This window comes from Thauera humireducens (assembly GCF_001051995.2).
GTDB classification, from domain to species: Bacteria; Pseudomonadota; Gammaproteobacteria; order Burkholderiales; family Rhodocyclaceae; genus Thauera; species Thauera humireducens.
Window position 1 is genome coordinate 3,699,891 of sequence record NZ_CP014646.1, and the last position, 23,836, is coordinate 3,723,726.

Below are 23,836 nucleotides of genomic sequence, written 5' to 3' on the forward strand. Positions count from 1 at the left end.
AGGGGGCGGACATGAAGAAAACGATGATCGGCTGCGCCCTGCGCCGCACCGCGGCCGCGCTCGCCTGCCTGGCCGCCGGCACCTTGCACGCCGCCGCCAACGAGTCGCTGGCGCTCAAGCCCGGCAGCGAGTACCTGATGGTGGCCAACTATCCGAACAACCTGAACGTGGTCGACCTGGCCAGCGAGACGGTCTACAAGACCTGCGCGTTGCCCGACGCGTTCGGGCCGGGCGTCACGCAGATTGCCCCCGACCGCCGCACCGCCTACATCCTCAACAACCGCTTCGGCACGATCTACGGCGTCGACCTCGATACCTGCAAGCTCACGTTCCGCGCCGAGATGTCGCAGGGCGATAACGAGCGCGCCAAATCGATCGCCTCCTTTACCATCAGCCCCGATGGCAAGGAACTGTATGCGGTGCAGAACCCGACCACGATCAACCGCGACCACTATCGTGTCGGCGAGCCACGTTTCGCGGTCTACGACACCGGTGCCGGCCTGGAGGCCAGGCCGGTGCGCACCTTCCCGGCCCCGCGCCAGGCCAACATCATGCAGTCGGGCGACGACGGCGCGGTCTACCTGGCGGGCCCGAACATCTACAAGGTGGATGTGAAGACCGGTGCCATGACGGTGGCGCTGCCGATCCGGGACTGGCAGCGTTCGACGCATGCCCCGCTCGACGTGCTCTACCTGTGGCCGGTGCAGACGCCCACCCGGGACTTCACCATCCTGTACACCACGGCGAAGTTCCAGGACGACAAGCAGGACATGGCGACGGCCGAGTACCAGTACGGTTTCCTGAACGTCAACCTGAAGAATGGCGAGACCGAGGCGCGCGAGTTCGGACCGCTGACCGAGATCTACTTCACCGGCATCCGCTCGCCGAAGGACCGCAACATCATCTACGGCCTGCTGCATCGCCTGACCAAGTACGACATCGCCCAGCAGAAGCTGCTGCAGGCCGCCGAGCTTGATCACACCTACTACACGGTGCTGACCAACCAGTCAGGTAGCCGGCTCTATCTCACCGGCACCTTCAACGACATCTCCATCCATGACGCCGACACCCTGGGCAAGGTCGGCCAGGTGAAGCTGCCGGGCGGGGACATGTCGCTCGGCACCGGGCAGGTCTTCGTGCGCTGAATCCGCACGCACACGTACTGATCCGCTGACCCGCGTCGCGGGGCGTTCATCGGGGCCTCAACGTCCCCGAGAGCCCCGCGCACGCCAAAAAAAATCAATCAGGAGACGAACATCATGCGCATTCACACGACCGTGGCCGCCCTGCTCGCGGGGCTGGCCACGCTGGGCAGCGCGCAGGCCGCAGATTTCTACGAACGCGATGGCACCACCCTGGGGTTCAACGTGGACGGCATGGCCGGTGCCTTTTCGACGAGCGAGGACTACCTTGCCGAGGGCGGCAAGAAGTGGCGCGAAGCCTTCGTGCATGGCGTGCTGGTCGGCAAGACCCGCGCCGGCGAAGGCGAACTGTATGGCGGGCTGGGCGCGATCGCGCAGGGCACCTGGGGCGACGGCGACGCCGGCGGCTACACCAACGGACGCGAGCGCGATGTCGATCTGGAGGACGCCTACCTCGGCTGGCGCAGCGCTGGCGGCCTGCTCGATTTCTCGTTCGGTCGCCAGCAGTTCCAGCTCGGAGACGGCTTCCTGATTGCGGGCGACCGCATCAACCTCGGCAGGGGGCTTGACGCCTTGGGTGTTGATGTCGACCGTGGCGGCGCCTACTACCTGGCGGCGAAGAAGAGCTTCCGCAACACGGCCATCCTGCGTGTGGACCCCGACGGCCCGCTGCGTGGCGATGCCTTCTGGCTGCAGTCGGACAACCCCTACCAGCAGGACACCGAGCTCGGCGGGTTGAATGTGGAATACGTGTCCGAGACGCACGGCACTCTGGGCCTGAGCTGGATGAAGGTGCTCGACGTGGACAAGGGCGCCGGGCTGGGCATCTTCGACCGCCGCGACGGCATGCGCATCACCAGCGTTCGCGGCCAGGGCAGCCTGGGGGTGGAGAACCTGTTCCTGTCCCTCGAGTACGTCGACCAGCGCGGTGGCAACGCCGCGGTGAAGAACGACGCCGACGCGTGGACGGTCGAGGGCGGCTGGACCTTCGCCGATCTGCCGTGGAGTCCGACGCTGAACTACCGCCACGCCCGCTTCTCGGCCGACAAGGCCGGAACCGCCCGCAACGAGGCTTTCGACCCGCTGTTCTTCGGCCTGAGCCGTGGCCTCGGTACCTGGTTCCAGGGCGAAGTCGCCGCCAACTACGCCGGCCCGGCCAACAGCGGCAACAAGGTGGACCGCCTCGAGCTGACGCTTGCGCCGCGCGCGGATCTGTCGGTGAGCCTGCAGTACTGGGACATCAAGTCGATCGGCGATGCCGACGTCGATGGGCGCGAGATTGACCTGTTCGCCTTCTGGCAGATCAACGACAACTTCACCTTCGTGCCGTTGATCGGCATCTATGAGCCACGCGGCGCAGACGTGAAGACGCTGCAGGGCAACGACCGGCGCAACGTCTATCTGCAGGCGGTGATGCTGTTCAACTTCTGAAGCGCGCGGACTTCGCGCCCAAACTTTACCGATCGACCTGGCAGAACACATACACATACGGAGACGAACGATGGATCGATACAAGGGTGAATTGCTCAGTGCCAACACGCGCCGCTTCCTGGCCCAGCCAAAGCGCATGCTGATCGGCGGCGAATGGCTGGATGCCGCCGGCGGCGGCACGCTGGACGTGGTCGACCCCGCCAGCACGCAGGTGTTTGCCCGCGTGCCGGCGGGCGAGGCGGCCGACATCGATCGAGCGGTCGCGGCGGCGCGCAAGGCCTTCGAGCAGGGCGAGTGGCCGAAAATGCGCCCGGTCGACCGCGAGCGCCTGCTGCTGCGCCTGGCCGACCTGGTGGAGGCGAACGCACAGGAGCTGGCCGAGATCGAGGCGCTCGACAACGGCAAGCCGGTGACCATGGCGCGCGCGGTCGACCTCGCGCTGATGGTGGACTTCCTGCGCTACATGGCGGGTTGGGCGACCAAGATCGAGGGTGCGACGATGGACGTGTCGGTGCCGCTGGTGCGGGACCGCGAGTTCTTCGGTTTCACCCGGCGCGAGCCGGTGGGCGTGGTCGGCGCGATCATTCCGTGGAACTTCCCGCTCCTGATGGCGGCGTGGAAGGCCGGTCCGGCGCTGGCCTCGGGCTGCACCATGGTGCTCAAGCCGGCCGAAGAGACGCCCTTGTCGGCGCTGCGCTTTGCCGAACTGGTGCTGGAAGCCGGCTACCCGGCCGGGGTGTTCAACGTGGTCACCGGCCACGGCCACACCGCGGGCGCTGCGCTGGCCTCTCACACCGGCATCGAGAAGGTCGCCTTCACCGGCTCGACCGAGATCGGCAAGCTCGTCGGCAAGGCGGCGCTCGACAACATGACGCGGGTGTCGCTGGAGCTTGGCGGCAAGAGTCCGGTGATCGTGCTCGATGACGCCGATCCGGCGGTGGCGGCGGCCGGTGCGGCGCAGGCGATCTTCTTCAACCAGGGTCAGGTGTGCTGCGCGGGTTCGCGCCTGTATGTGCACAAGAGCCGCTTCGAGCGTGTGGTCGAGGGCCTGTCCGAGATCGCCGCCGGCATGAAGCTCGGCGCCGGCATCGACCCCGCGACCCAGATCGGCCCGCTGGTCTCGGCCGCCCAGCAGCAGCGCGTGCTCGGCTACATCCGCAGCGGTTTCGACCAGGGGGCGCGGGCACTGGCGGGCGGTACGGCGGGCGAGGGGGAGGGCTACTTCGTCAAGCCCACCGTGCTGGTCAACACCCGTGATGACATGAAGGTGGTGCGCGAGGAGATCTTCGGCCCGGTGGTGGTCGCGATGCCCTACGACGATCTCGACGAGGTCGCCCGCCGCGCCAACGACACGCCCTACGGGCTGGGTGCGAGCATCTGGTCCAACGACCTGTCGCGGGTGCATCGACTGGTGCCGAAGATCAAGGCCGGTACGGTCTGGGTCAACTGCCACAACATCCTCGATGCCTCGATGCCCTTCGGTGGCTACAAGCAGTCGGGCATCGGGCGCGAGATGGGGCGTGCGGTGCTCGATCTGTATACCGAGAGCAAGTCGGTGATCATGGCCCTGTGAGCATCCTGCGCGCCGCCTCCATGCGGCGGCGCGCAGTAAGGCGCTTGCGGGTCGGCGGCTCAGGATCCTGACGGGCAGCGAGGAGGAATCGGAATGAACCCCCCTGAACTGGCGGCGACGTCAGTGCGTGCGTTCGTGATCGGGCGGCTTGCGGAAGCAGCTGGGGCAACCGGTTGCTTGCCCGGCCTCCTCGATGTCTTCAAGGCGAAGGGCTGCTGAGATGGGCGCCTTGTCCCGTGGGGCGCCGATGGGGGCGGCCGTTGTGCTGGTGGCGCTATGGCCTGCATTCGGCCCGTTGCTTCTCGCGGTGGCGGTGGGACTGGCCCTGCACGCCGCGCTACGCCCGACCGGGCGGGTGCCCGCATTGGCGCTTGCGGCGAAGCTGGCGTGGGCGTGTGTGGTCGCACTCGCCTGGCACTTCGGCGCCGACCGGTTCGAGCTGCGCTACGTCTGGCTCTACAGCAGCGCCGAGTTGCCCTTGCACCTGAAGGTCGCCAACCTGTGGGGCGGCGACGAGGGCACGACGCTGATGCTCGCCGCCTGCTGTCTCGGCCTTGCAGCGCGCCGGGCTGGCGTTGGCGCCGATCCAGCCCGTTTTTCGCTCAGCGCCGCGATCGCCGCGTGGTTGGGGCTGACGGCACTGTGGCTGGCGCCTTTTGCCACGACGCCGGCCGAGTGGCTGGCGCAGTCGCCGTCGCAGGGCATGAACGCCCACCTGATGAAGCCCTGGATGCTGTTCCATGCGCCGCTGGTGCTGGCAGCCTATGCGTGGACACTGGCGCTCGCGGCACCGGCGCTCGATGCCCTGCGCGGCGTGTCGGCGCGGTGGTCCGCGCTTGCGCAAGAGCATGCGCGCCGTGCCTGGCTGGTGCTCACCGCGGGCATCGGCTTTGGCATGCTGTGGGCGTTCGAGGATGCGATGTACGGGCAGGTGTGGCATTGGGATCCGGTACAGACTGCGGTCTTCTGCCTGTGGTGCCTGCTGGGTGCCCATCTGCACGGCGTGGCCGGCTGGGGCGTGGGCCGCCCGCATTGGCGGGCGATGCCGTGGGCCGGCGTGCTCGCTGCGGCGGCCGTCCCACTGGCGATGGCAGTAACGCGTAATCCGGTACTCGCAAGTTCGCATCGCTATGTGGGCGCCGATTCCTGGATGGCGCATCTTGCGCTCGGTGCTGCACTCTTGCTGATCGCCACGGGGTGCGCGGTGGCGGGCCGGGGCGCGGGTAGGGCAACGCGAAACGATGTGGACCGGCGGGCCCGGTTCATGGGGCTGCGCGCGCCCTCCGGGTTGTGGCTGGCCCAGCTGTGCTTCCTGGGCGCTGCGGCGGTCGCCGCCGTGCAGTTGCTGTCTGCGTTTGGTGCCGGTGTGCTGCAGCTGCCCCGGCCCGAGGCGTACAAGCCGTTTCTCGCGATGCTGAGCAACCTGACGACCGGCAGCGAGCTGGCAGCCCTGCGCGCGGCCTTCGAGCAGTGGGACGTGGACGGCTATGTGCTCGCCGCTCACCTCCTGTTGCCGCTGGCCGGGTTCGGGCTGGTTGGCGGCTGGTACTTCTTCCGGCGGATCTCGGTGGTGGCTGGGCGCCTGTCCCTGCTGCTGGCGGTGGTGGCGATCGGGGGCAACGCGGCGTGGGGCGGCGTGGTGACGCGGTCGTATGCGGGTGAGGGCATCCTGTCGCAGCAGATCGTGGCCGTGTTGCCGTGGCTCGATGCGAGCTTGATCGGTGGTGCCTACCTTGCCCTCGGCGGCATTGCGTGGGCGGCGCACGTCCTGCGCCGGCAGGGTCGCAAGGCGGTGGCGAGCGTCGTGCCGTTGGCAGCGATTCACGCCGGCGTCGCGCTGGCCTTGTGGGGGGGCTTGTTGGCGACGGCGCTCAACAGCTATACCCAGCACGAGATTGCCTTCGACGGCGGCCCGAGCGCCTGGGCGACGGATCGCCATGGCTATGCGCTCCGGCTTGCGGAGATCCGTGTCGGGGCGGCGAACGATGGTGCGGTCGGCGCGCAGTCCGTGGTGCAGGCCTTGACGACGATCGAGGTGCGCGGCCCGGACGGTGAACGGCTCGACGGGCAGACCCTGTACCGGGATGCGAGGGCGCCGTCCGAGCGCTTCGATGGGCCGCTGCGGCAGGTGTGCGAGCTGCTCGACTATCGCTACGCACGTCATGTCGGCACGCCGGGTTATCTGCTGCAGCCGCTGATCGACCAGGGCTGGGCGCGCTCGGTGCAGTTCTGGGTGTCGCCGGCCGCTGTCGTCGGGGCCCTCGATGGGTCAGGCGGCGGACCTGCGATCGTGGTGGTGAAGGTGTTCCCCTTCATGTCCTTGTTGTGGATCGGCCTGCTGCTGCTCCTGTTCGGCAGCGCGTGGCTGGCCTTGTCCGGCGCGCGCGGCGTGCGTCGGGGGCGGCGCGGCGCGACGAGTTGATGCGCCGGCCGCGGTCGGAGCACGGCGGGCCACGCATCAACTCAGCGTTCTGCAACAAGCGGATACAATCCTGCTTTCTGTGCATTCGGAATCAAGAACATGCAAGCAGCAGTGGATTGGATCAACGGTTGGGTGTGGAGTCCCGCACTCGTTTACCTGTGCCTCGCCGTGGGCCTGTACTTCTCGGTTCGCACCCGCTTCCTGCAGGTTCGCCATATTGGCGAGATGGTGAGGCAGATGTTCTCCGGCAAGAGTTCGTCGGCCGGTGTGTCCTCCTTTCAGGCGCTGACCATCGCCCTTTCCGGGCGCGTGGGCACCGGCAACATCGCGGGAGTCGCGACTGCGATCGGCTTCGGCGGTCCGGGTGCGATCTTCTGGATGTGGATGGTCGCCTTCCTCGGGGCGGCAACGGCCTACATCGAATCGACGCTGGGGCAGATCTACAAGACCGAGCACCATGGCCTGTATCGTGGCGGCCCGGCCTACTTCATTGAAAAGGGCCTGGGCTGGCGCGCGTACGCGATCGTGTTCGCAGTGGCGACGCTGATCGCGTGCGGCGTGCTGCTGCCGGGCGTGCAGACGAACAGCATCGCCGCGGGCATGCAGAATGCCTTCGGGATTGCGCCGGCGGTGACCGGCACCCTCATCGTGATCCTGCTGGGCCTGATCATCTTCGGTGGCGTGCGTCGCATCGCACAGGTGACGCAGATCGTGGTGCCCTTCATGGCGCTGGGCTACATCCTCGCCGCGGCCGTGGTCGTGCTGCTCAACATCGAGAAGCTGCCGGGCGTGATTTCCCTGATCGTTTCGTCGGCCTTCGGTGTCGAGGCGGGTTTCGGCGCGATGATCGGACTGGCGATCCAGTGGGGTGTGAAGCGTGGCGTGTATTCGAACGAAGCGGGCCAGGGCACCGGCCCCCATGCAGCCGCCGCGGCCGAGGTGAGCCACCCCGCGGCGCAGGGCCTGGTGCAGGCCTTCTCGATCTATGTCGATACGCTCTTCGTGTGCACCGCGACTGCCTTCATGATCCTGATCACCGGCACCTACAACGTGACCGGCGCGGACGGGACGCAGGTATTCACCGGCCTGGCCAACATCGCCGCGGGTACGGGCTTCACCCAGGCTGCGATGGAGTCGGTGCTGCCGGGCTTCGGCGCCGTGTTCGTGGCCATCGCGCTGTTCTTCTTCGCCTTCACGACGGTGCTGGCCTACTACTACATTGCCGAGACGAACCTCGCTTACCTGACCCGCAACATCCGTTCCGATGCGCTGATGTTCGTGTTGCGGATCGCGCTGATCGGTTCTGCCCTCTACGGCTGCGTACGGACCAGCGACCTCGCCTGGGGGCTGGGCGACATCGGCGTGGGTATCATGGCGTGGCTCAACATCGTAGCCATCCTGGTGCTGCAGAAGCCGGCGATGCTGGCGCTGAGGGACTATGAGGCGCAGCAGGCAAAGGGCCGGATCCAGCCTGTGTTCGATCCGCGTGCGCTCGGGATCGAAAACGCCGACTTGTGGGTCAAACGCGCAGACAAGCGCGACGGTCGCGCTTGAACGGTGTCGAATGCGCTGGCGGTCGTGTCCGCTGGCGTATCTTTCGTCATTGAAGGAGAAGCATGCAGATCGTACTCATCAGCGGCCTGTCGGGATCCGGCAAGAGCATCGCCCTCAACGTGCTCGAGGACGCCGCCTATTACGTCGTGGATAACCTGCCGGCGGTGTTGCTGCCGCAACTTGTGACGCATCTGCGAGGGGCGGGCTGGCGGCGTGTGGCGGTGGCGGTCGACATGCGCTCGGGTGCGAGCATCGCGGCTCTCCCGAACCAGGTCGATGCCTTGCGCGAAGCGGGGCACGATCTGCGTTTCATCTTCCTCGAAGCGCGCGATGATGCGCTGCTTGCGCGCTTCTCGGAGACGCGGCGGCGCCACCCGATGGCAGGCGAGGGCGTCACGGTCGCGGAGGCCATCCAGCGCGAGCGCGATGCGCTGGCCCAGATTGCCGAACTCGGCCACCGCATCGACACCAGCGACCTGCATCCCAATACGCTGCGTGCGTGGGTGAAGGATTTCATCGAGATCGAGGCGAGCGACGGGCTGACGCTGATGTTCCAGTCCTTCGGCTTCAAGTATGGCATTCCGCTCGATGCCGACCTGGTGTTCGATGTCCGCTGCCTGCCCAATCCCCATTACGACCCGGCCCTGCGTCCCCTGACCGGTCGTGATGAGCCGGTGATCGAGTTCCTGCAGAAGCTGCCCGAAGTCGGAAAGATGGCGGAGGATATCCGCAAGTTCATCGGCAACTGGCTGCCGGCCTATGTGCGCGACAACCGCAGCTATCTGACGGTTGCAATCGGCTGCACCGGCGGGCAGCACCGCTCGGTCTATCTGGCCGAATGGCTGGCGGCCCGCTTCCGTGACCAGGTTCGGGTGATCGTCCGCCATCGGTCCGCCGCGCGACGCGCCGCCGACCGTGAAGCGGCCGCTGCACAGTCTGCCCGGCCGGTGGTCTCGTCTGCGTCGTGAGTCCGGAGCCTGCCGCCTGGCGAGCCTTGCTCCGCCCGGGCGACGTGTTGGTTGTGCTGGGCGGCGTGCTGGTGTGCGGGTATTCGCTGGTCGCGCTGTGGCAGGGAGGGCGGCCGGATGCCGCCATTGTCCGCGCGGGCGGCAAGGTCGTCGCCGAGGTCGATCTCAAGTCCGCCCGCATCATCGACGTGCCCGGCCCGATCGGCACCACCCGCATCGAGATCCAGCCCGGTCGCGCCCGCGTTGCGGCGGACCCCGGTCCGCGCCAGTACTGCGTGCGTCAGGGGTGGCTGACCCAGGCCGGCGCTGTGGCGATCTGTGCGCCGAACGAGGTCAGCCTGAGCCTGAGCGGGCGCGGCACCGATTATGACTCCCTCAACTATTGAACTCGTCCCCACGGAGAAAGACCGCCGCATTGCCCGTCATGCGGCGGCGGCGATCGTCCTGACGGTGGCCGAGGCAGCCATCCCGCTGCCGCTGCCGGGGGTCAAGCCGGGCTTGGCGAACATCGTTACCCTGATCGTGCTGGCGCGCTGGGGATGGCGCGAGGCGGTGTGGGTGGCATTGCTGCGCGTGCTGGCGGGCAGTCTGCTGCTGGGCCAGTTCCTGGCGCCAGGCTTCTTCCTGAGCCTGTCGGGCGCCATTGCCAGCCTCGTGGTGCTGGGCTTGGCAATGCACTTGCCCCGGCGCTGGTTCGGTCCGGTCAGCCACAGCATCCTGGCCGCGTTTGCGCATATCGGTGCGCAACTGGTCGTGGCCCGCCTGTGGCTGGTGCCGCACGACGGCGTGTTCTATCTGCTGCCGGTCTTCGCCTTGGCTGCCGTGGTCTTCGGGCTGGTCAACGGTCTCGTCGCGGCGCGCCTGCTCGAGGAACTGCACGGCGCGGCACGCGCCGTTTCGAAAGCTTCCGCCACAACGCCGGAACACTGACGGCACACGCGCGTCCAACCTGGCACTTCGGGGTGCAAGCAAGGATGGAGGCACGGATGAAGCGTGGCTGGTGGCGCTGGTTGTCCGCTGCGATCGCGGCAATGTGCGGGGTTGCATTCGGCTGGGTGGCGGGCACCGGCGTGGCGCGCGCGGACTCGCCTCCCGTGGCGGCGAGCGCGCCCGCCGCCCGGGTTGTCGGTGCGATGCGCGCCGATCAGACGTTCTTGGAGAACCACTCCAGCAGGCGCTTCCAGCCATCCTCGGCTTCGGTCTTGCGGAAGCTCGGGCGGTAGTCGGCGTGGAAGGCATGCGGGGCGTCGGGATAGACGATGATGTCGCCCGGCTTGCCGGCAGCCTTGATCGCCTCGCGCATGGCCTCGACATCGTCGAGCGGAATGCCCTGGTCCTGGCCGCCGTAGAGGCCGAGCACCGGTGCGTTCAGGTTTGCGGCGACGTCGATCGGCTGCTTCGGCTGGTTGTCCGAGGGGGCGCCGTCGAGCCGGCCATACCAGGCGACACCCGCCTTGAGCTTCGGGTTGTGCGCAGCGTACAGCCAGGTGATGCGTCCACCCCAGCAGAAGCCGGTGATGGCCAGGCGCGCAGCATCGCCGCCGCGGGTGACGGCCCACTCGGCGCAGGCGTCGAGGTCGGCCATGACCTGCGCGTCCGGTACCTTCGACACGATCGACGACAGGATGTCGGCGACATTCTCGAGCTTGGTCGGGTCGCCCTGGCGGAAGAACAGCTCCGGCGCGATCGCCAGGTAGCCCTGCTTGGCCAGGCGGCGGCAGACGTCGCGGATGTGCTCGTGGACGCCGAAGATCTCCTGCACGACGAGCACGACCGGCAGCTTTTCGCCCTGGGCAGGGCGGGCATAGTAGACCGGCAGTTCGCTGCCGCTCGCCTTGACCGTGGCGCTGCCGGCGTCGAGGCCGCTGGCGTCGGTCGTGATCACGGTACTGGCCTGCACGGGCTGGACCGCAAGCGCGAATCCTGCTGCGGCGAGGGTCGTCACGAAGCCGCGGCGGTTCATCTGTGCGGTAGGCAGCAGGCTGTCGAAGGCGGCCTGGTCGAGTTCGGTGCTGCGTTCACTCATGTTGTTCTCCGTTTTCCAGGGGGGCTGAGCCATTTGGCGATGGCGGTCAGAGGGCGCTGAGCCGTGTGTGCGGGCACAAGCCCCATCGTGACAGCACCCGCGACGCAATGTTCCGCATCACGGTGCTCCGACGCTCCTGCTCGCCCGGCAGACTGACAAAAAAAGACCCCTGCGAATCGGCAGGGGTCTGCGGGGCTGAGCGTTTCAGCGGCGGCGCGGCGGCGGTGCCGAGGCCGAGCCGGCCGGGCGGCCGGGCAGGTGGCGGAAGGTGATCCGCCCCTTGGTCAGATCATAGGGCGACATCTCGAGCGAGACGTTGTCACCGGCGATGATGCGGATATGGTGCTTGCGCATCTTGCCGCCGGAGTAGGCGATCAGGTTGTGGCCGTTGTCCAGCGTAACGCGATAGCGTCCGTCGGGCAGGACTTCGGTAACCGATCCGTGCATTTCAATGAGTTCTTCCTTGGCCATGTTTGGGCTCCTTGTCGTTGTGCCGGCGCATGCCTGAAGAGTGCGGCGGCTAGGCGCTCGTCTCCGCCGGGGCGAGCATGAGGCCGGAGGGCTGCGCGAGTGGCGCAGCAGGCGGACCGGCCGGGCCTGCGAAAAAGGGGCAGGCCGCGCGAAAATCTGGAACGATTGCACGCGCGCGCCACAAGGCACAGGCGTGAGCGGCGCGTTTGATACCGGTGGCGCGCTGCATTACGGACGACCCCGTCTGCGAAGGGAGATCGCGTCTGTCCTGCGACGCTTGGGCGCAGGAGGTGTCTCGGAGAAACCGGGCGGTACCGCAAGGGAACGCCGGATGACACGGCAAGGGTTTGCGGGAGGAGGGGAACGCCTTCGCAGGTCGCGTGATGTCATCCAGACCACGCGCGCACGATGCCGTTGCGACTTTGGCGCCGATGTAGCCCGTTGCCGGGATCAATAGGTCAAAAGCCAGTTCTCTGCACCCGGCATTCTACCTGCCACGAGGCGGGTCTGTCCAATCGACCAGTGCAGCTCGACCGCTGGTTCAGCCTTGAGGGCGCTTGTGCAGGAAGCTGTCCAACCGGCTGGCGAACGCCTTGCTGTCACCGGCACTGAAGGCCGCGGGCCCGCCGGTGTCGACGCCGGTGCTCCGCAGCGTATCCATGAAGTTGCGCATGTCCAGTAGCTCGCGGATGTTTTCCTTGCCGAAGAGTTCACCTCTCGGCGAAAGAGCCTGGGCATCCTTGGCGACAACATCGGCTGCCAGCGGAATATCGGCGGTGATCACGAGGTCGCCCGCGGAGACGTGAGCGGCAATGTACTTGTCGGCCTCGTCGAACCCTCCTGGAACCTGGACCATGCGGATATGCGGCGAGGCCGGCACCCGCAGGTACTGATTCGCGACCAGGGTCAGGGTGCGTCGTGTGCGCTCGGCCGCGCGGAAGAGAATCTCCTTGACGACGACGGGGCAGGCGTCGGCATCGACCCAGATATGCATGGCGCGAGCGTCCTTGAAAAAGAAAATGCCCCGACCGAAGCCGAGGCATTTCCCTGATTCTGGTAGGCCGTGCGGGACTCGAACCTGCGACCAACGGATTAAAAGTCCGCTGCTCTACCAACTGAGCTAACGACCCAAAAGTGAGGCGGAATTTTAGGGTGCCAGTCGACGCGCGTCAAGGTGCAAATTGCAGGCCGGCGCGCGGGGCTGGCCGGGACTGCAGCGCAGGCGCTGATCAGGCCTCTCGCATCATCATCCAGTACTGGATCTTCATCGTCACCGCCGAACCGGCGATGATGGCGGCGGTCGTGATGATCGAGCCAAGTGCCAGGGTGGACAAACCGGTAATGCCCTGGCCGATGGTGCAGCCCAGGGCGGTGACGCCACCGAAGCCCATCAGGATGCCGCCGATCATGTGGCGGACGAGGTCGGGCGCGTCGCGGAAGCCTTCGATGCGGAAGCTGCGCGTGACGACTGCATGCAGTGCGGCGCCGGCGATGACACCGAGCGCGCTCGCGATGCCGAAGGTGACGACCCGGCTGCTGTCGCTCCACAGCATCAGCAATTCGAGCGTGAACGCCATCGGCGCGACGAACGTGAGCGATTCGGCGCGCCCGCTGTTGGTGCCGATGAAGGCTTCCTCCAGCGTCTCGGGATGTTCGGCGACATAGCCGATGTGCCCGGAGACGTACCACGCAGCCACCACCGTCGCACCGATCACCGCCCCGCCCAGCAGTACGTCGGCCTGGCGCGCCTCGCGATTGGCGAGCGCCCAGATCAGCAGGGCGCCGCCGATGACGCCCGCTGCAAGCGCCAGCGCGGTCGGCGCATCAACGCCGGCCGCCGAGATGAACGACGGGATGTCCTGCCCGTGCGTCAGGTCGGTGGCGACGCTGTCGAGATAGCGCACGCGCCAGACACCGAACAGGCCGCGCAGCGTCATGTATGCACTGATGCCGAGGAAGACGAACACGATAAGCGACTTCAGATTGCCGCCGCCGATGCGGATCAGTGTCTTGCTGCCACAGCCCGAGGCGAGCGTCATGCCCACGCCGAAGGCGAGGCCGCCCACGATGTGCGACAGCCAAGCCAGTCGGCTGCCGGTGTAGATGGATTTGGATGCGTCGAACACACCGGCGTACTGCAGCGCCGCGGTGCCGAGAATGGCGACGGCGACGGCCAGCGCCCACATGCGCATGCGGCTCCAGTCACCCATGTTGACGATGTCGGAGACGGCGCCCATCGTGCAGAAGTTCGTACGGCTGGCGACCAGTCCGAACACCGTGCCGATGACGAAGGCGAGCCACACGATGGTGGAGGCGGATACGAGCGTTTCTTCCATGATGCGATCAGCGGCGAAATGGCCGGCCATTCTAGGTTAAAAGGCCGGCATCGTTGAAAAATGCTCGACGCACCGCCGGACATCCCGCGCCGCGGGATGCGTGCGTAATCAGTCCGTGCGCAACTGATACGGGGTCGGGTCGGGGATGCCTGCCGCCTCGAAGCCGGCGGCGCGCAGGCGGCAGGCTTCGCAGCGGCCGCAGGCGCGGCCGTCGTCGTCGGCCTGGTAGCAGGTCACCGTGATGCCGTAGTCGACCCCGAGCGCGACGCCGCGGCGGATGATGTCGGCCTTGCTGAGTTCGATCAGCGGCGCATGGATGTGCAGCCTCGCGCCTTCGACCCCAGCCTTGGTTGCCAGGTTCGCCATGGTTTCGAAGGCCTGGATGAACTCGGGGCGGCAGTCGGGGTAGCCGGAGTAGTCCACGGCATTGACGCCGACGAAGATGTCCTGCGCGCCCAGCACCTCCGCCCACGCCATCGCGATCGACAGCATCACCGTGTTGCGGGCAGGTACGTAGGTGACCGGGATGCCGCCGTTGTCCTCGTTCTCGGGCACGGCGATGCCAGGGTCGGTCAGCGCGGAGCCGCCGAACTGGCCGAGATTGACGCGGGCAAGGCGATGCTCCTTCGCACCGAGGGCCTGCGCGACCCGGGCGGATGCGGTCAGTTCGGCAGCATGGCGCTGGCCATAGGCAACCGACAGCGCATAGGTCTCGAAACCCATGTCGCGCGCGATGGCGAGGCAGGTGGCGGAGTCGAGGCCGCCCGAAAGCAGGACGACGGCGCGTTTGGCGTGGTTCATCGAAGCGGGTTCCGGCGAGGATGTGCGCAGCGCGGTCCGGATCAGCGTCCGCGCGCGTCGTTCCAGAGGATCTTGTGGAGTTGCAGCTGAAAGCGCACGGGCAGGCGGTCGCGCACGATCCATTCGGCCAGCTGCGCCGGATCGAGTTCGCCGGCGACCGGGGAAAGCAGCACAGTACAGCGTTCGGCGAGCCGATGAGTGGCGATCTGCTGCTTCGCCCACGCGTAATCGTCCGCGTTGGCGAGCACGATCTTGACCTCGTCGTCGGCCTTCAGCTGGGCGATGTTGTCGTAAAGGTTGCGCTCCACCTCGCCCGACCCCGGCGCCTTGAGATCCATGATGCGCGACACGCGTGGGTCTGCCGCGCCGATGTCGAGTGCACCGCTGGTTTCGAGCGAGACTGCGTAGCCGGCGTCGCACAGGGCGCTCAGCAGCGGCAGGCAGCCTTTCTGCGACAGCGGTTCGCCGCCGGTGACGCACACGTGCTTGAGGCCGTGACGCGCTACCTCGGCGAGAACCTCGTCGAGCGACCGGTTTTCGCCGCCAGTGAAGGCGTAGGCAGTGTCACACCAGCTGCAGCGCAGCGGACAGCCGGTGAGACGGACAAACACGGTCGGCAGGCCGACCCACGTCGACTCGCCCTGAATCGAGGCAAAGATTTCGGTAATGCGCAGCTTGACGGCGGGTGCCGTCATCGTCGCTTTCGTCACGACTACGCCTCAGCGCTGGCCCAGGCGCTGCCTGGCGACTTGTGCGGCGTTGCTCTGCGGGTAGCGCTCGACCAGCGCCTGCAGGGTGCGGCGGGACGTGGGGGCATCGCCCAGTGCCTGCTGGCTGTTGGCCAGGCCAAGCATGGCGTCGGGTGCGACGTTCTCATTCGGCCAGCGCGTCAGCACGGTGTTGAAATGCTTGTTGGCAGCGTTGACGTCCTTGGCCTGCAGGGCGGCATTGCCGGCCCAGAAATGCGCGCCGGCGCTGAAACTGCCCGACGGGTATTTGGCGAGGAAGGCGTCGAAGGCGGCGAGCGCCTCGCTGTGCTTGCCGTCCTTGAGCAGGTTGAGGGCGGCTTCGTACTCGCCGGACTCCGCGGCCGGATCGGCATTGGCTGCACCCGCGCCCGGGCCGGCGCTTTCGATCTGGCGCAGACGGGTGTCGAGATCGACATAGAAGTCCCGCTGCCGCTGCTTGAGGGTTTCAACCTCGTTCACCAGCAGTTCGATCTGGCCGTTCAGGCGCGCCACTTCGGCACGCAGCTGTTCGTTCTGGTTGGCGAGCTCGAGTTGGCCACGGCTGGTGGTTTCGAGCCGGCTTTCGAGATCCTGGCGCATTTCGGTGATCTGGCGACGGGCCTCGGCGTCATCGAACAGACCCGCTTGCGCGGGTCCGGCCGATGACAGTGCGAGCAGCGCCGCCAGCGGCAGCAGGCGCTTCATCTCAGAACTCGCCCGAGTACAGCATGTCGCCGCGACGGTTCTCGGCGTAGCAGGCTTCGGAGGCGTCGTCGCAACGCGGCTTCTCTTCACCCAGGCTGACGGACTCGATCTGCGCTTCCTTGGCGCCCAGCAGCATCAGTGCCTGCTTGACGACGTCGGCACGCTTCTGGCCCAGCGCCAGGTTGTACTCGCGGCTGCCGCGCTCGTCGGTGTTGCCCTGGATGAGCATCTTCATCTGCGGGTTCTGCACCAGGAAGCGGGCGTGCGCTTCGACCAGCGGCTTGGCTTCCGACTTGATGACGTAGCTGTCGAAGTCGAAGAACACGCTGCGCTTGGACAGGATGTTGTTCGGATCGGTCAGGGCGGCAATGCCAGAACCCGACGGGCTGCCGGCGGTGACGGTGGTGACGCCGGCGCCGGAACGGTCTTCGACCTTGGTGGCGGCGGTGTCGGTGCCGGTGCTCGAGCACGCGGCGAGGACGAGCGACAGCAGGGCGGGGAGTGCAAGTTTCTTCATGGGTGATGCTCCGGTTGCTTGAGTTGAAGACAGCAGTGATTACAGCTTTTTTATTGCCGCGGCTGCGGACCCCAGGCGGGCTCGCGCACATCGGCTGCCTGCACCGTCAGGCGTTGCTTCACCCGTCCATCCGACGACACCGCGGACAGCACGCCCCGACCACCGCTTTCGGTGGCGTAGAGGATCATGCGGCCGTTGGGAGCGAAGCTGGGGGATTCGTCACGCGCCGAATCGGTGAGGATCGTCGTCTGGCGGGTGGCAAGGTCTTGCACGGCCACCTGGAAGCGGCCGGCATTGCGGGTGATGAAGGCCAGCAGCGTGCCATCCGCCGAGAGGCGCGGAGTCACGTTGTAGCTGCCGTCGAAGGTCACCCGCTGGGCACTGCCGCCGCCAGCGGAGATACGGTAGATCTGCGGGCTGCCGCCGCGATCGGAGGTGAAGTAGATGTTGCTGTCGTTGCCCCAGAAGGGTTCGGTGTCGATGCCCGAGGAACTGGCCAGGCGGCGCACGCCTGAGCCGTCGGCGTTGAGCACGTAGAGCTGGGACTGGCCGTCCTTGGTCAGCACGACGGCGAGCTGGTTGCCGTCCGGTGACCAGGTGGGTGCGGAGTTCGAGCCCTTGAAGTTGGCGACCACGCGGCGCTGACCGGTGGCGAGCGTATGTACGTAGATGATCGGCTTCTTCTGCTCGAAGGAGACGTAGGCCAGGCGCTGGCCGTCCGGCGACCAGGTAGGCGAGATGATGGGCTCGCGCGAGCGCAGTGCCGTTGCGGCGTTCATGCCGTCGGCGTCGGCGACCTGCAGCTCGAAGTTGGGGCCGCTCTTGATGACGTAGGCAATGCGGGTCGAGAAGTAGCCCGGCTGCCCGGTGAGCTTCTCGTACACGAAATCGGCGATGCGATGCCCGATCAGGCGGTTCTGCGAGGCCATCATCGGCATGGCCATGGCGCCGAGTTCGAGCTGCTTCTGCGTGTCGAACAGGCGGAAACGCACGTCGTAGCGTCCGCCGCCGAGCGGAATGACGCTGCCGGTCAGGACGGCATCGGCACCGCGGCCGCGCATGGCGGGCAGATCGGGCATGGCCGACTCGGGCAGCGCGAGCGGACCGAGGTCGACGAGGCTGAACAGGCCGCTGCGATCGAGGTCCGCGCGGACGACGTCGGTGACGCTGTTCGGCAGCTGGCCTTCATTCTCGAAGATCGGAATGATCACCGGGAAGCGCGATGCGCCTGCACCGGTGATCTCGATGGACAGTTGGGCGCGGGCGCCAAAGGCGAGGCTGGCGAGCGCGAGAATCAGCAGGAGGCGGAAGGCGGTGAGGAATCGGATCATGTGGGCGTACTCCAGCCGCGGATTATATAGACAAATTAAGTAGATAAGGCAGACTTACTCGTCTGCCAACGGGCGGAACTTGAACTCGATCGTGCGCTGGAAAAGGCTCTGGTTGGCGGGTAGCGGCAGCGGGCTCGAGCGGCGGATCGCACGCTCGATGGCCTCATCCAGCGCAGGGACGCCCGACGAGCGCTTGAGCCGGATGTTGAGCACCTCGCCCGAAGGCAGCTGATCGACCTCGAACGTCGCCTCGGGGTTTCCGCTGAGGCCCGGCGGACGCAGCAGATTGCCGCGCACCTTGGTGGCGATGGCGAGCTTGTACTTGTCCATGTCGCCCTGGGCGCCGGCGCGTGCGGATTCCTGCTTGAGCAGGCCCTCCAGGCGCGCGTTCTGTGCGGCCTGTGTTTCCTGCGCGAGCAGTTGCTTCATGTAGTCGTCCTGCACCGGCTTGGGCTCGGGCTTGGCCTCCGGCTTGGGTACTGGTTTCGGCTCCGGCTTGGGTTGCGGCTTGGGCGGTTCGGGCTTGGGCTCCGGTTTGGGTTGGGGCTTGGGCTCGGGTTTCGGCTCCGGCTTGGGCGCAGGCTTGGGCGGCTCCGGCTTCTTCTCCGGCGCCTTTGTGGCGATCTCGGGTTTGGGTGCGGGCTTGGGTGGCTCGGGCTGCGGTTTGGGTTCCGGCTTCGGCTCCGGCTTCACTTCGGGCTTGGGTTCCGGCTTGGGCTCGGGTTTCGGCTCCGGCTTGGGGGGCGGAGTCGGTTCCGGCTTGGGCGCGGGCGCGGGTGCGGCGACGCGCGGCGCGCTGGCAAGGCTGACCTCCAGTGCGGCGGGGGGCGCGCTCTGCCAGCGTATCCCGAAGAACAGGAACAGGAACAGGCCCAGGTGGACCGCGACGGTCAACCCGAGGGATTGCCATTTGCCCGGCGCTTCGCGGGGCGTTGCTGCGCGTTCCCTCATCGACTTGCAGAACTCGTCTGAGTCTGAAGGCTGATCTTCTGCACGCCTGCGTTACGGGCGGCTTCGAGCACGTCGATCACCTTCTGGTAAGGCAGCTTGCTGTCCGCCGCGACGAGAAAGGGTTGCGCCGCGTTCTTGGCTAAAGCTTCGCTGACCGCGCGCTGGAACTCGGTGTTGCTCACCGGGCGGGAGGCGCCGCTGGTCGCTGCGCGAAGAGCCAGCGCGCCGTCGGCCTTGACCTCGATGACGATCGCCTCGGTCGGCGTGGCAGACACCTGGCCGGCCGAGGGTACGTTGATCGTGCCGGTCTGGATCATCGGCGCGGTGACCATGAAGATCACGAGCAGCACCAGCATCACGTCGATGTAGGGCACGACGTTGATCTGGTTCATGAGACGGCGTTGGCGCATCACAGGTCTCCGGGGCCGTCAGCGCAGGTTACGCTGCAGGATGTTGGAGAACTCTTCCATGAAGCTCTCGAAGCGGATGCCGAGGCGGTCGATGTCGTGCGCGAAGCGGTTGTAGGCGACGACGGCCGGGATCGCGGCGAACAGGCCGATGGCAGTGGCGACGAGCGCTTCGGCGATGCCGGGGGCGACTTGGGCCAGTGTGGCCGAGCCGACGCTGGACAGGCCGCGGAACGAGTTCATGATCCCCCACACGGTGCCGAGCAGGCCGATGTAGGGCGACACCGAGCCGACCGAGGCGAGGAAGGCGAGGTGTGCCTCAAGGTCGTCGACCTCGCGCTGATAGGTGGCGCGCATCGCGCGGCGGGCGCCGTCGAGGATGGCCGAATGATCGTGGCCCTTGGCGCGCAGCTTGGTGAACTCGCGGTAACCGGCTTCGAAGATACGCTCCATGCCGCCGGTCTCGTGACGCGTGGCGGCCTCGAACAGGGTATTGAGATCACCGCCGCTCCAGAAGTCACGTTCGAATTCGTCGGTCTGGGCACGTGCGGCGCGGATCTGGAACCACTTGCGGAAGATCCAGTACCAGGAGACCAGTGAGAGCGTGGCGAGCAGCGCCATCACCAGTTGGACGAGGACGCTGGCCTGGCTGATCAGGCTGAGAATGGAGAGGTCGTGAGTGACGGTCATGCGAAGCTTCTTTCGAAGAGGGAATGCAGGTCGGCCGGAATGGATGCCGGTTTCTGGCGGCGGGTGTCGATGCAGGCCACTAGGACCTGCGCGGTAAACAGAAGTTGCCCCTGGCGACGGATCGCCTGGTCGAACAGGAGGCTGGCGCGGCGCAGTGTTGCGATGCGCGTGACGACCTCGAGTGCGTCGTCGAGGCGAGCGGGGGCAAGGTAGTCGGCTTGCACCGATCGCACGACGAAGGCCGTGCCGGCAGATGTCATCATCGCCTGCTGCTCGAAACCGAGCGCCCGTAGCCATTCGGTGCGGGCCCGCTCGCAGAAGCGCAGATAGTTGGCGTAGTAGACGACACCGGCCGCGTCAGTGTCCTCGTAATAGACACGGACGGGCAGCACAAAAGACGGCTGCGCAGGCGATGTCTCGTCTGACGCAGCCGCTGTGGCGGGGGAGTTCAGTTGCATTGCAGCATTCTATCCGAGCCCCGGTGCAAGGGAAGGGGGGCGGTGATGCCGAGTTTTGCAAAACGTAATGGGCCGCGGTGGGCGCCAACCCAGCCGCGCTGCAGGAAGTGCTATCCTTGACCGAGAATCTTTCGGGACTGCATCGATCATTCAGGACGGACGGCGGCGTGGCAATTCCTTTTTTCGGTCGGAAACCAACGGGTAGCGCTGCGCCCGCGGGGAAAGAGCCGTCCGTGAAAGGCGACAGCTTCACCCTCCCGCCCCCGCCTACGGAACTGTCCGAACTCGATTTCGCCGCGACCGATGCGGGGCGCGGTCTGGCCGAGGTCGAGGTTCAGGAGGTCGGTGCGGGGATCGGCGCCGCCTACGAGGAAGCTGCGGTTCTCTACGCAAACGGCAATGTGGCCGAAGCCGAGCAGGTGCTGGTCGCCACCTTGGACGAGCCGTCGTCGAATCCCGGCGAGGGCTTGTGGATGATGCTGCTCGACCTCTACCGCTTGACGGGGAAGCGCCAGCAGTTCGAGTCGCGGGTGCTCGACTACGCGACGCGCTTCGAGCGTTCGCCACCACCTTGGGTCGATCTGTCGGTCGGCGTCGCAAAGCCGGCCCAGCCGCGCCCCTCGACGGTCAGCCTGGCAGGAAGCTTGTCGGCACAGGCCGAGGCGCAGTTGCGACAGATCGCGGTCGCCGCGCGTCGGACGGGCTCTGCCCGCATCGACGTCGGCCGGCTCAAGGGCTTGGGTGACGGCGCTTGCGGGCAGCTGCGCGCGGTGCTCGACGAGCTTGCAGCCGAACGGATCAAGGTCTCTCTGGTCAATGTAGGGCCGCTGGTCGATGAACTCGGCAAACGCGTCGAGGCCGGGCGCGCGGAAGATCGCGACACCTGGCTGCTGTTGCTCGAACTGTTGCAGCACTCGGGCGACGAGGAGCGCTTCGAGAACCTTGCCATCGACTATGCGATCACGTTCGAGGAGTCGCCGCCCTCATGGAAAGGCCTGCCGCCCCCGGCAGCGGCCATTTCAGGAATGAAGCCGGTGACGACACCCGATCCCGCCACGACACCGGAGCAGGACGGGTTTGCGCTGGAAGGAGAGCTCTGTGGCGCATCGAACGACGCGCTCAAGCGTTTTGCTGCCTACGTGGCCGACCGGCGCGAGGTGACGGTGAACTGTACGCAGTTGCGCCGGCTGGATTTCGTCTGCGCGGGGCAGTTGTTCAACATCCTCGCGACGCTCCAGGCTCAGGGTAAACTTGTGGGCCTACGCAACGTCAATGCCATGGTTGCCGCACTGCTGCGGGTCATGAGCGTCGACCAGGTCGCGCACGTCACGCTGCGCAGTTAGAACTCATTGCATCATCGACGCCGGCCTTCAGCCGGCGAGGAATCGGCATGGAACAATATCGCGGCACCACCATCCTGTCGGTGCGGCGCGGCAATCGCGTTGCGCTCGGCGGGGACGGCCAGGTCACCCTGGGCAACATCGTCATCAAGGCGTCGGCGCGCAAGGTCCGCACGCTCTATGACGGCAATATCCTCGCGGGGTTTGCGGGCGGCACGGCCGACGCGTTCACGCTCTTCGAGCGCTTCGAGGCCAAGCTCGACAAGCATCAGGGCAACCTGCTGCGCAGCGCGGTGGAACTGGCCAAGGACTGGCGTACCGACCGCATGCTGCGCCGGCTCGAGGCCATGCTCGCCGTGGCCGATCGCGAGCACTCGTTGGTGATCACCGGTAATGGCGACGTGCTCGAGCCGGAGCAGGGGATCGTGGCCATCGGCAGCGGCGGCGCTTATGCCCAGTCGGCAGCGCGGGCGCTCATCGAGAACACGGCGCTTGAGCCCAAGGAGGTCGTGTCGAAGGCGCTTGGCATCGCCGCCGACCTCTGCATCTACACCAATCACCACCACACCATCGAAGTGCTGGATTGAGGTTGAACGCATGACCCAGATGACCCCGCCGGAGATCGTCTCCGAACTCGACAAGCACATCGTCGGGCAGGACAAGGCCAAGAAGGCGGTCGCGATCGCGCTGCGCAACCGGTGGCGCCGCGCCCAGGTCGCCGAGCCGCTGCGCAGCGAGATCACGCCCAAGAACATCCTGATGATCGGGCCCACCGGCGTCGGCAAGACCGAGATCGCCCGTCGCCTGGCGCGGCTTGCCAACGCACCCTTCATCAAGATCGAGGCGACCAAGTTCACCGAAGTGGGCTACGTCGGCCGCGACGTGGACACCATCATCCGCGACCTGATCGAGATCGCGATCAAGGATGGGCGCGAACGCGCGATGAAGTCGGTACGCGACCGCGCGCTCGATGCCGCCGAGGACCGCGTTCTCGACGCCCTGCTGCCGCCGGCCCGCCCCGTGGCGTTCAACGCGGAACCGGAGCCTGCGCCAGATTCGGCGACCCGGCAGAAATTCCGCAAGAAGCTGCGCGAAGGCGAACTCGACGACAAGGAGATCGAGATCGAGGTCGCCGCGCCGTCGATGAGCGCCGAGATCTTCGCCCCGCCGGGCATGGAGGAGCTCACGCAGCAGATCCAGGGCATGTTCCAGAACCTGGGCGGCGGCAAGCGCAAGCAGCGCAAGCTGCAGATCCGCGAGGCGCTGAAGCTGCTCGCCGACGAGGAAGCCGCACGGCTGATCAACGACGAGGAGGTCAAGCTCGAGGCGGTCCGTGCCGTGGAACAGAACGGCATCGTCTTCCTCGACGAGGTGGACAAGATTGCCGCGCGCAGCGACGTGCATGGCGCCGACGTGTCGCGCCAGGGGGTCCAGCGCGACCTGCTGCCCCTGGTCGAGGGCACGACGATCTCCACCAAGTACGGCATGATCAAGACCGATCACATCCTGTTCATCGCCAGCGGTGCCTTCCACCTGTCGAAGCCGTCGGACCTGATCCCGGAACTGCAGGGCCGCTTCCCGATCCGGGTCGAGCTCGAGTCGCTGTCGGTCGAGGATTTCGAGCGCATCCTGACCAGCACCGACGCCTGCCTGACCCGCCAGTACGAGGCGCTGCTGGCCACCGATGGCGTCACGCTGCGCTTCGCGCCCGATGGCGTCCGCCGTCTGGCCGAGATCGCCTACCGGGTCAACGAGAAGACGGAGAACATCGGCGCCCGTCGTCTGTACACGGTGATGGAAAAGCTGCTCGAGGAGGTCTCTTTCGAGGCCGGCAAGGGCGGGCTCGACACGGTGATGGTCGATGCCGCTTACGTCGACTCGCGTCTGGACATGCTGGCGCAACGCGAGGACCTGGCGCGTTACGTGCTCTGAGCGGCGGGGTGCCGTTTCCTGCCCAGATGCGCCCCGGCGGCGGGTTGTCGCGG

Annotated in this window: 25 protein-coding genes and 1 tRNA gene; 12 read left to right on the forward strand and 14 right to left on the reverse strand. The window is 66.8% G+C overall.

Going from position 1 to position 23,836, the window contains the following annotated elements:
* The first annotated feature begins 11 nt into the window (after positions 1–11).
* From peaD to AC731_RS17220, 9 genes are all read left to right on the forward strand, one after another.
* On the forward strand, positions 12–1,145 hold the full coding sequence (gene peaD / locus AC731_RS17185; RefSeq protein ID WP_004253579.1) for a quinohemoprotein amine dehydrogenase subunit beta: 1,134 nt from the start codon (positions 12–14) through the stop codon (positions 1,143–1,145).
* Positions 1,146–1,259: 114 nt separating this feature from the next.
* Positions 1,260–2,573, forward strand: coding sequence for an alginate export family protein (locus AC731_RS17190; protein ID WP_048707974.1), 1,314 nt, complete (start codon positions 1,260–1,262; stop codon positions 2,571–2,573).
* A 70-nt stretch (positions 2,574–2,643) separates the two neighbouring features.
* Complete coding sequence (locus tag AC731_RS17195) at positions 2,644–4,146, forward strand: aldehyde dehydrogenase family protein (RefSeq protein WP_048707978.1); 1,503 nt, start codon at positions 2,644–2,646, stop codon at positions 4,144–4,146.
* Between the two features lie 93 nt (positions 4,147–4,239).
* On the forward strand, positions 4,240–4,365 hold the full coding sequence (locus AC731_RS20330; protein WP_257721757.1) for a hypothetical protein: 126 nt from the start codon (positions 4,240–4,242) through the stop codon (positions 4,363–4,365).
* 28 nt (positions 4,366–4,393) lie between these two features.
* Positions 4,394–6,568, forward strand: coding sequence for a cytochrome c biogenesis protein CcsA (ccsA, locus tag AC731_RS17200; RefSeq protein ID WP_237266558.1), 2,175 nt, complete (start codon positions 4,394–4,396; stop codon positions 6,566–6,568).
* Positions 6,569–6,667: 99 nt separating this feature from the next.
* Complete coding sequence (locus tag AC731_RS17205; protein WP_004253595.1) at positions 6,668–8,122, forward strand: alanine/glycine:cation symporter family protein; 1,455 nt, start codon at positions 6,668–6,670, stop codon at positions 8,120–8,122.
* A gap of 62 nt (positions 8,123–8,184) precedes the next feature.
* Complete coding sequence (gene rapZ, locus AC731_RS17210) at positions 8,185–9,090, forward strand: RNase adapter RapZ (RefSeq protein WP_048707983.1); 906 nt, start codon at positions 8,185–8,187, stop codon at positions 9,088–9,090.
* The gene (locus tag AC731_RS17215) at positions 9,087–9,476 is read left to right on the forward strand and encodes a NusG domain II-containing protein (protein ID WP_048707986.1); all 390 of its coding nucleotides are present in this window, start codon (positions 9,087–9,089) and stop codon (positions 9,474–9,476) included. Before rapZ ends, AC731_RS17215 begins: the two co-directional genes overlap by 4 nt.
* On the forward strand, positions 9,457–10,020 hold the full coding sequence (locus AC731_RS17220) for a Gx transporter family protein (protein WP_205626605.1): 564 nt from the start codon (positions 9,457–9,459) through the stop codon (positions 10,018–10,020). Before AC731_RS17215 ends, AC731_RS17220 begins: the two co-directional genes overlap by 20 nt.
* A 214-nt stretch (positions 10,021–10,234) precedes the next feature.
* Here AC731_RS17220 and AC731_RS17225 read toward each other — a convergent pair whose 3' ends face one another.
* The 14 genes from AC731_RS17225 to ybgC form a co-directional block, all read right to left on the reverse strand.
* The gene (locus AC731_RS17225) at positions 10,235–11,116 is read right to left on the reverse strand and encodes a dienelactone hydrolase family protein (RefSeq protein ID WP_048707988.1); all 882 of its coding nucleotides are present in this window, start codon (positions 11,114–11,116) and stop codon (positions 10,235–10,237) included.
* 204 nt (positions 11,117–11,320) lie between these two features.
* The gene (infA, locus tag AC731_RS17230; RefSeq protein ID WP_004253614.1) at positions 11,321–11,587 is read right to left on the reverse strand and encodes a translation initiation factor IF-1; all 267 of its coding nucleotides are present in this window, start codon (positions 11,585–11,587) and stop codon (positions 11,321–11,323) included.
* A 541-nt stretch (positions 11,588–12,128) separates the two neighbouring features.
* Positions 12,129–12,581 carry a YaiI/YqxD family protein gene (locus AC731_RS17235; RefSeq protein ID WP_048707990.1) on the reverse strand — a complete coding sequence of 151 codons (453 nt, stop codon included), beginning with the start codon at positions 12,579–12,581 and terminating at the stop codon, positions 12,129–12,131.
* A gap of 60 nt (positions 12,582–12,641) precedes the next feature.
* A tRNA-Lys gene (locus AC731_RS17240) sits at positions 12,642–12,717 on the reverse strand.
* Positions 12,718–12,816: 99 nt separating this feature from the next.
* Entirely contained in the window at positions 12,817–13,923 is a 1,107-nt protein-coding gene (locus AC731_RS17245; protein WP_048710309.1) for a YeeE/YedE family protein, read from the reverse strand.
* Between the two features lie 108 nt (positions 13,924–14,031).
* Positions 14,032–14,724: a 7-cyano-7-deazaguanine synthase QueC gene (gene queC / locus AC731_RS17250; RefSeq protein WP_048707992.1), complete on the reverse strand. Its 693-nt coding sequence runs from the start codon at positions 14,722–14,724 to the stop codon at positions 14,032–14,034.
* A 41-nt stretch (positions 14,725–14,765) separates the two neighbouring features.
* On the reverse strand, positions 14,766–15,419 hold the full coding sequence (gene queE / locus AC731_RS17255; RefSeq protein ID WP_048707994.1) for a 7-carboxy-7-deazaguanine synthase QueE: 654 nt from the start codon (positions 15,417–15,419) through the stop codon (positions 14,766–14,768).
* Positions 15,420–15,443: 24 nt separating this feature from the next.
* A complete protein-coding gene (ybgF, locus tag AC731_RS17260) occupies positions 15,444–16,157 on the reverse strand; it encodes a tol-pal system protein YbgF (RefSeq protein ID WP_004253628.1) in 714 nt (237 codons plus the stop codon).
* 1 nt (position 16,158) lies between these two features.
* Positions 16,159–16,674 (reverse strand): peptidoglycan-associated lipoprotein Pal, encoded by a 516-nt coding sequence (pal, locus tag AC731_RS17265; RefSeq protein ID WP_004253631.1) that lies wholly within the window; start codon positions 16,672–16,674, stop codon positions 16,159–16,161.
* 50 nt (positions 16,675–16,724) lie between these two features.
* Positions 16,725–18,005 (reverse strand): Tol-Pal system beta propeller repeat protein TolB, encoded by a 1,281-nt coding sequence (gene tolB, locus AC731_RS17270; protein WP_048707997.1) that lies wholly within the window; start codon positions 18,003–18,005, stop codon positions 16,725–16,727.
* Between the two features lie 54 nt (positions 18,006–18,059).
* Positions 18,060–18,956 carry an energy transducer TonB gene (locus tag AC731_RS17275; protein ID WP_048708000.1) on the reverse strand — a complete coding sequence of 299 codons (897 nt, stop codon included), beginning with the start codon at positions 18,954–18,956 and terminating at the stop codon, positions 18,060–18,062.
* Positions 18,953–19,366: a protein TolR gene (tolR, locus tag AC731_RS17280; protein WP_048708002.1), complete on the reverse strand. Its 414-nt coding sequence runs from the start codon at positions 19,364–19,366 to the stop codon at positions 18,953–18,955. Before tolR ends, AC731_RS17275 begins: the two co-directional genes overlap by 4 nt.
* A gap of 18 nt (positions 19,367–19,384) precedes the next feature.
* Entirely contained in the window at positions 19,385–20,053 is a 669-nt protein-coding gene (tolQ, locus tag AC731_RS17285) for a protein TolQ (protein ID WP_004253640.1), read from the reverse strand.
* On the reverse strand, positions 20,050–20,511 hold the full coding sequence (ybgC, locus tag AC731_RS17290) for a tol-pal system-associated acyl-CoA thioesterase (protein WP_082794364.1): 462 nt from the start codon (positions 20,509–20,511) through the stop codon (positions 20,050–20,052). The genes tolQ and ybgC overlap by 4 nt, the downstream gene beginning before the upstream one ends.
* Positions 20,512–20,678: 167 nt before the next feature.
* On the opposite strand from ybgC, the gene AC731_RS17295 reads away from it, so the two are divergent.
* Genes AC731_RS17295 through hslU form a run of 3 tightly spaced genes read left to right on the forward strand, consistent with a single transcriptional unit; the run spans position 20,679 to position 23,783 of the window.
* Positions 20,679–21,854, forward strand: coding sequence for an STAS domain-containing protein (locus tag AC731_RS17295; RefSeq protein ID WP_053085871.1), 1,176 nt, complete (start codon positions 20,679–20,681; stop codon positions 21,852–21,854).
* A 47-nt stretch (positions 21,855–21,901) separates the two neighbouring features.
* Positions 21,902–22,438, forward strand: coding sequence for an ATP-dependent protease subunit HslV (gene hslV / locus AC731_RS17300; protein WP_004253647.1), 537 nt, complete (start codon positions 21,902–21,904; stop codon positions 22,436–22,438).
* Positions 22,439–22,448: 10 nt separating this feature from the next.
* Entirely contained in the window at positions 22,449–23,783 is a 1,335-nt protein-coding gene (gene hslU / locus AC731_RS17305; RefSeq protein WP_004253650.1) for an ATP-dependent protease ATPase subunit HslU, read from the forward strand.
* Positions 23,784–23,836 lie beyond the last annotated feature (53 nt).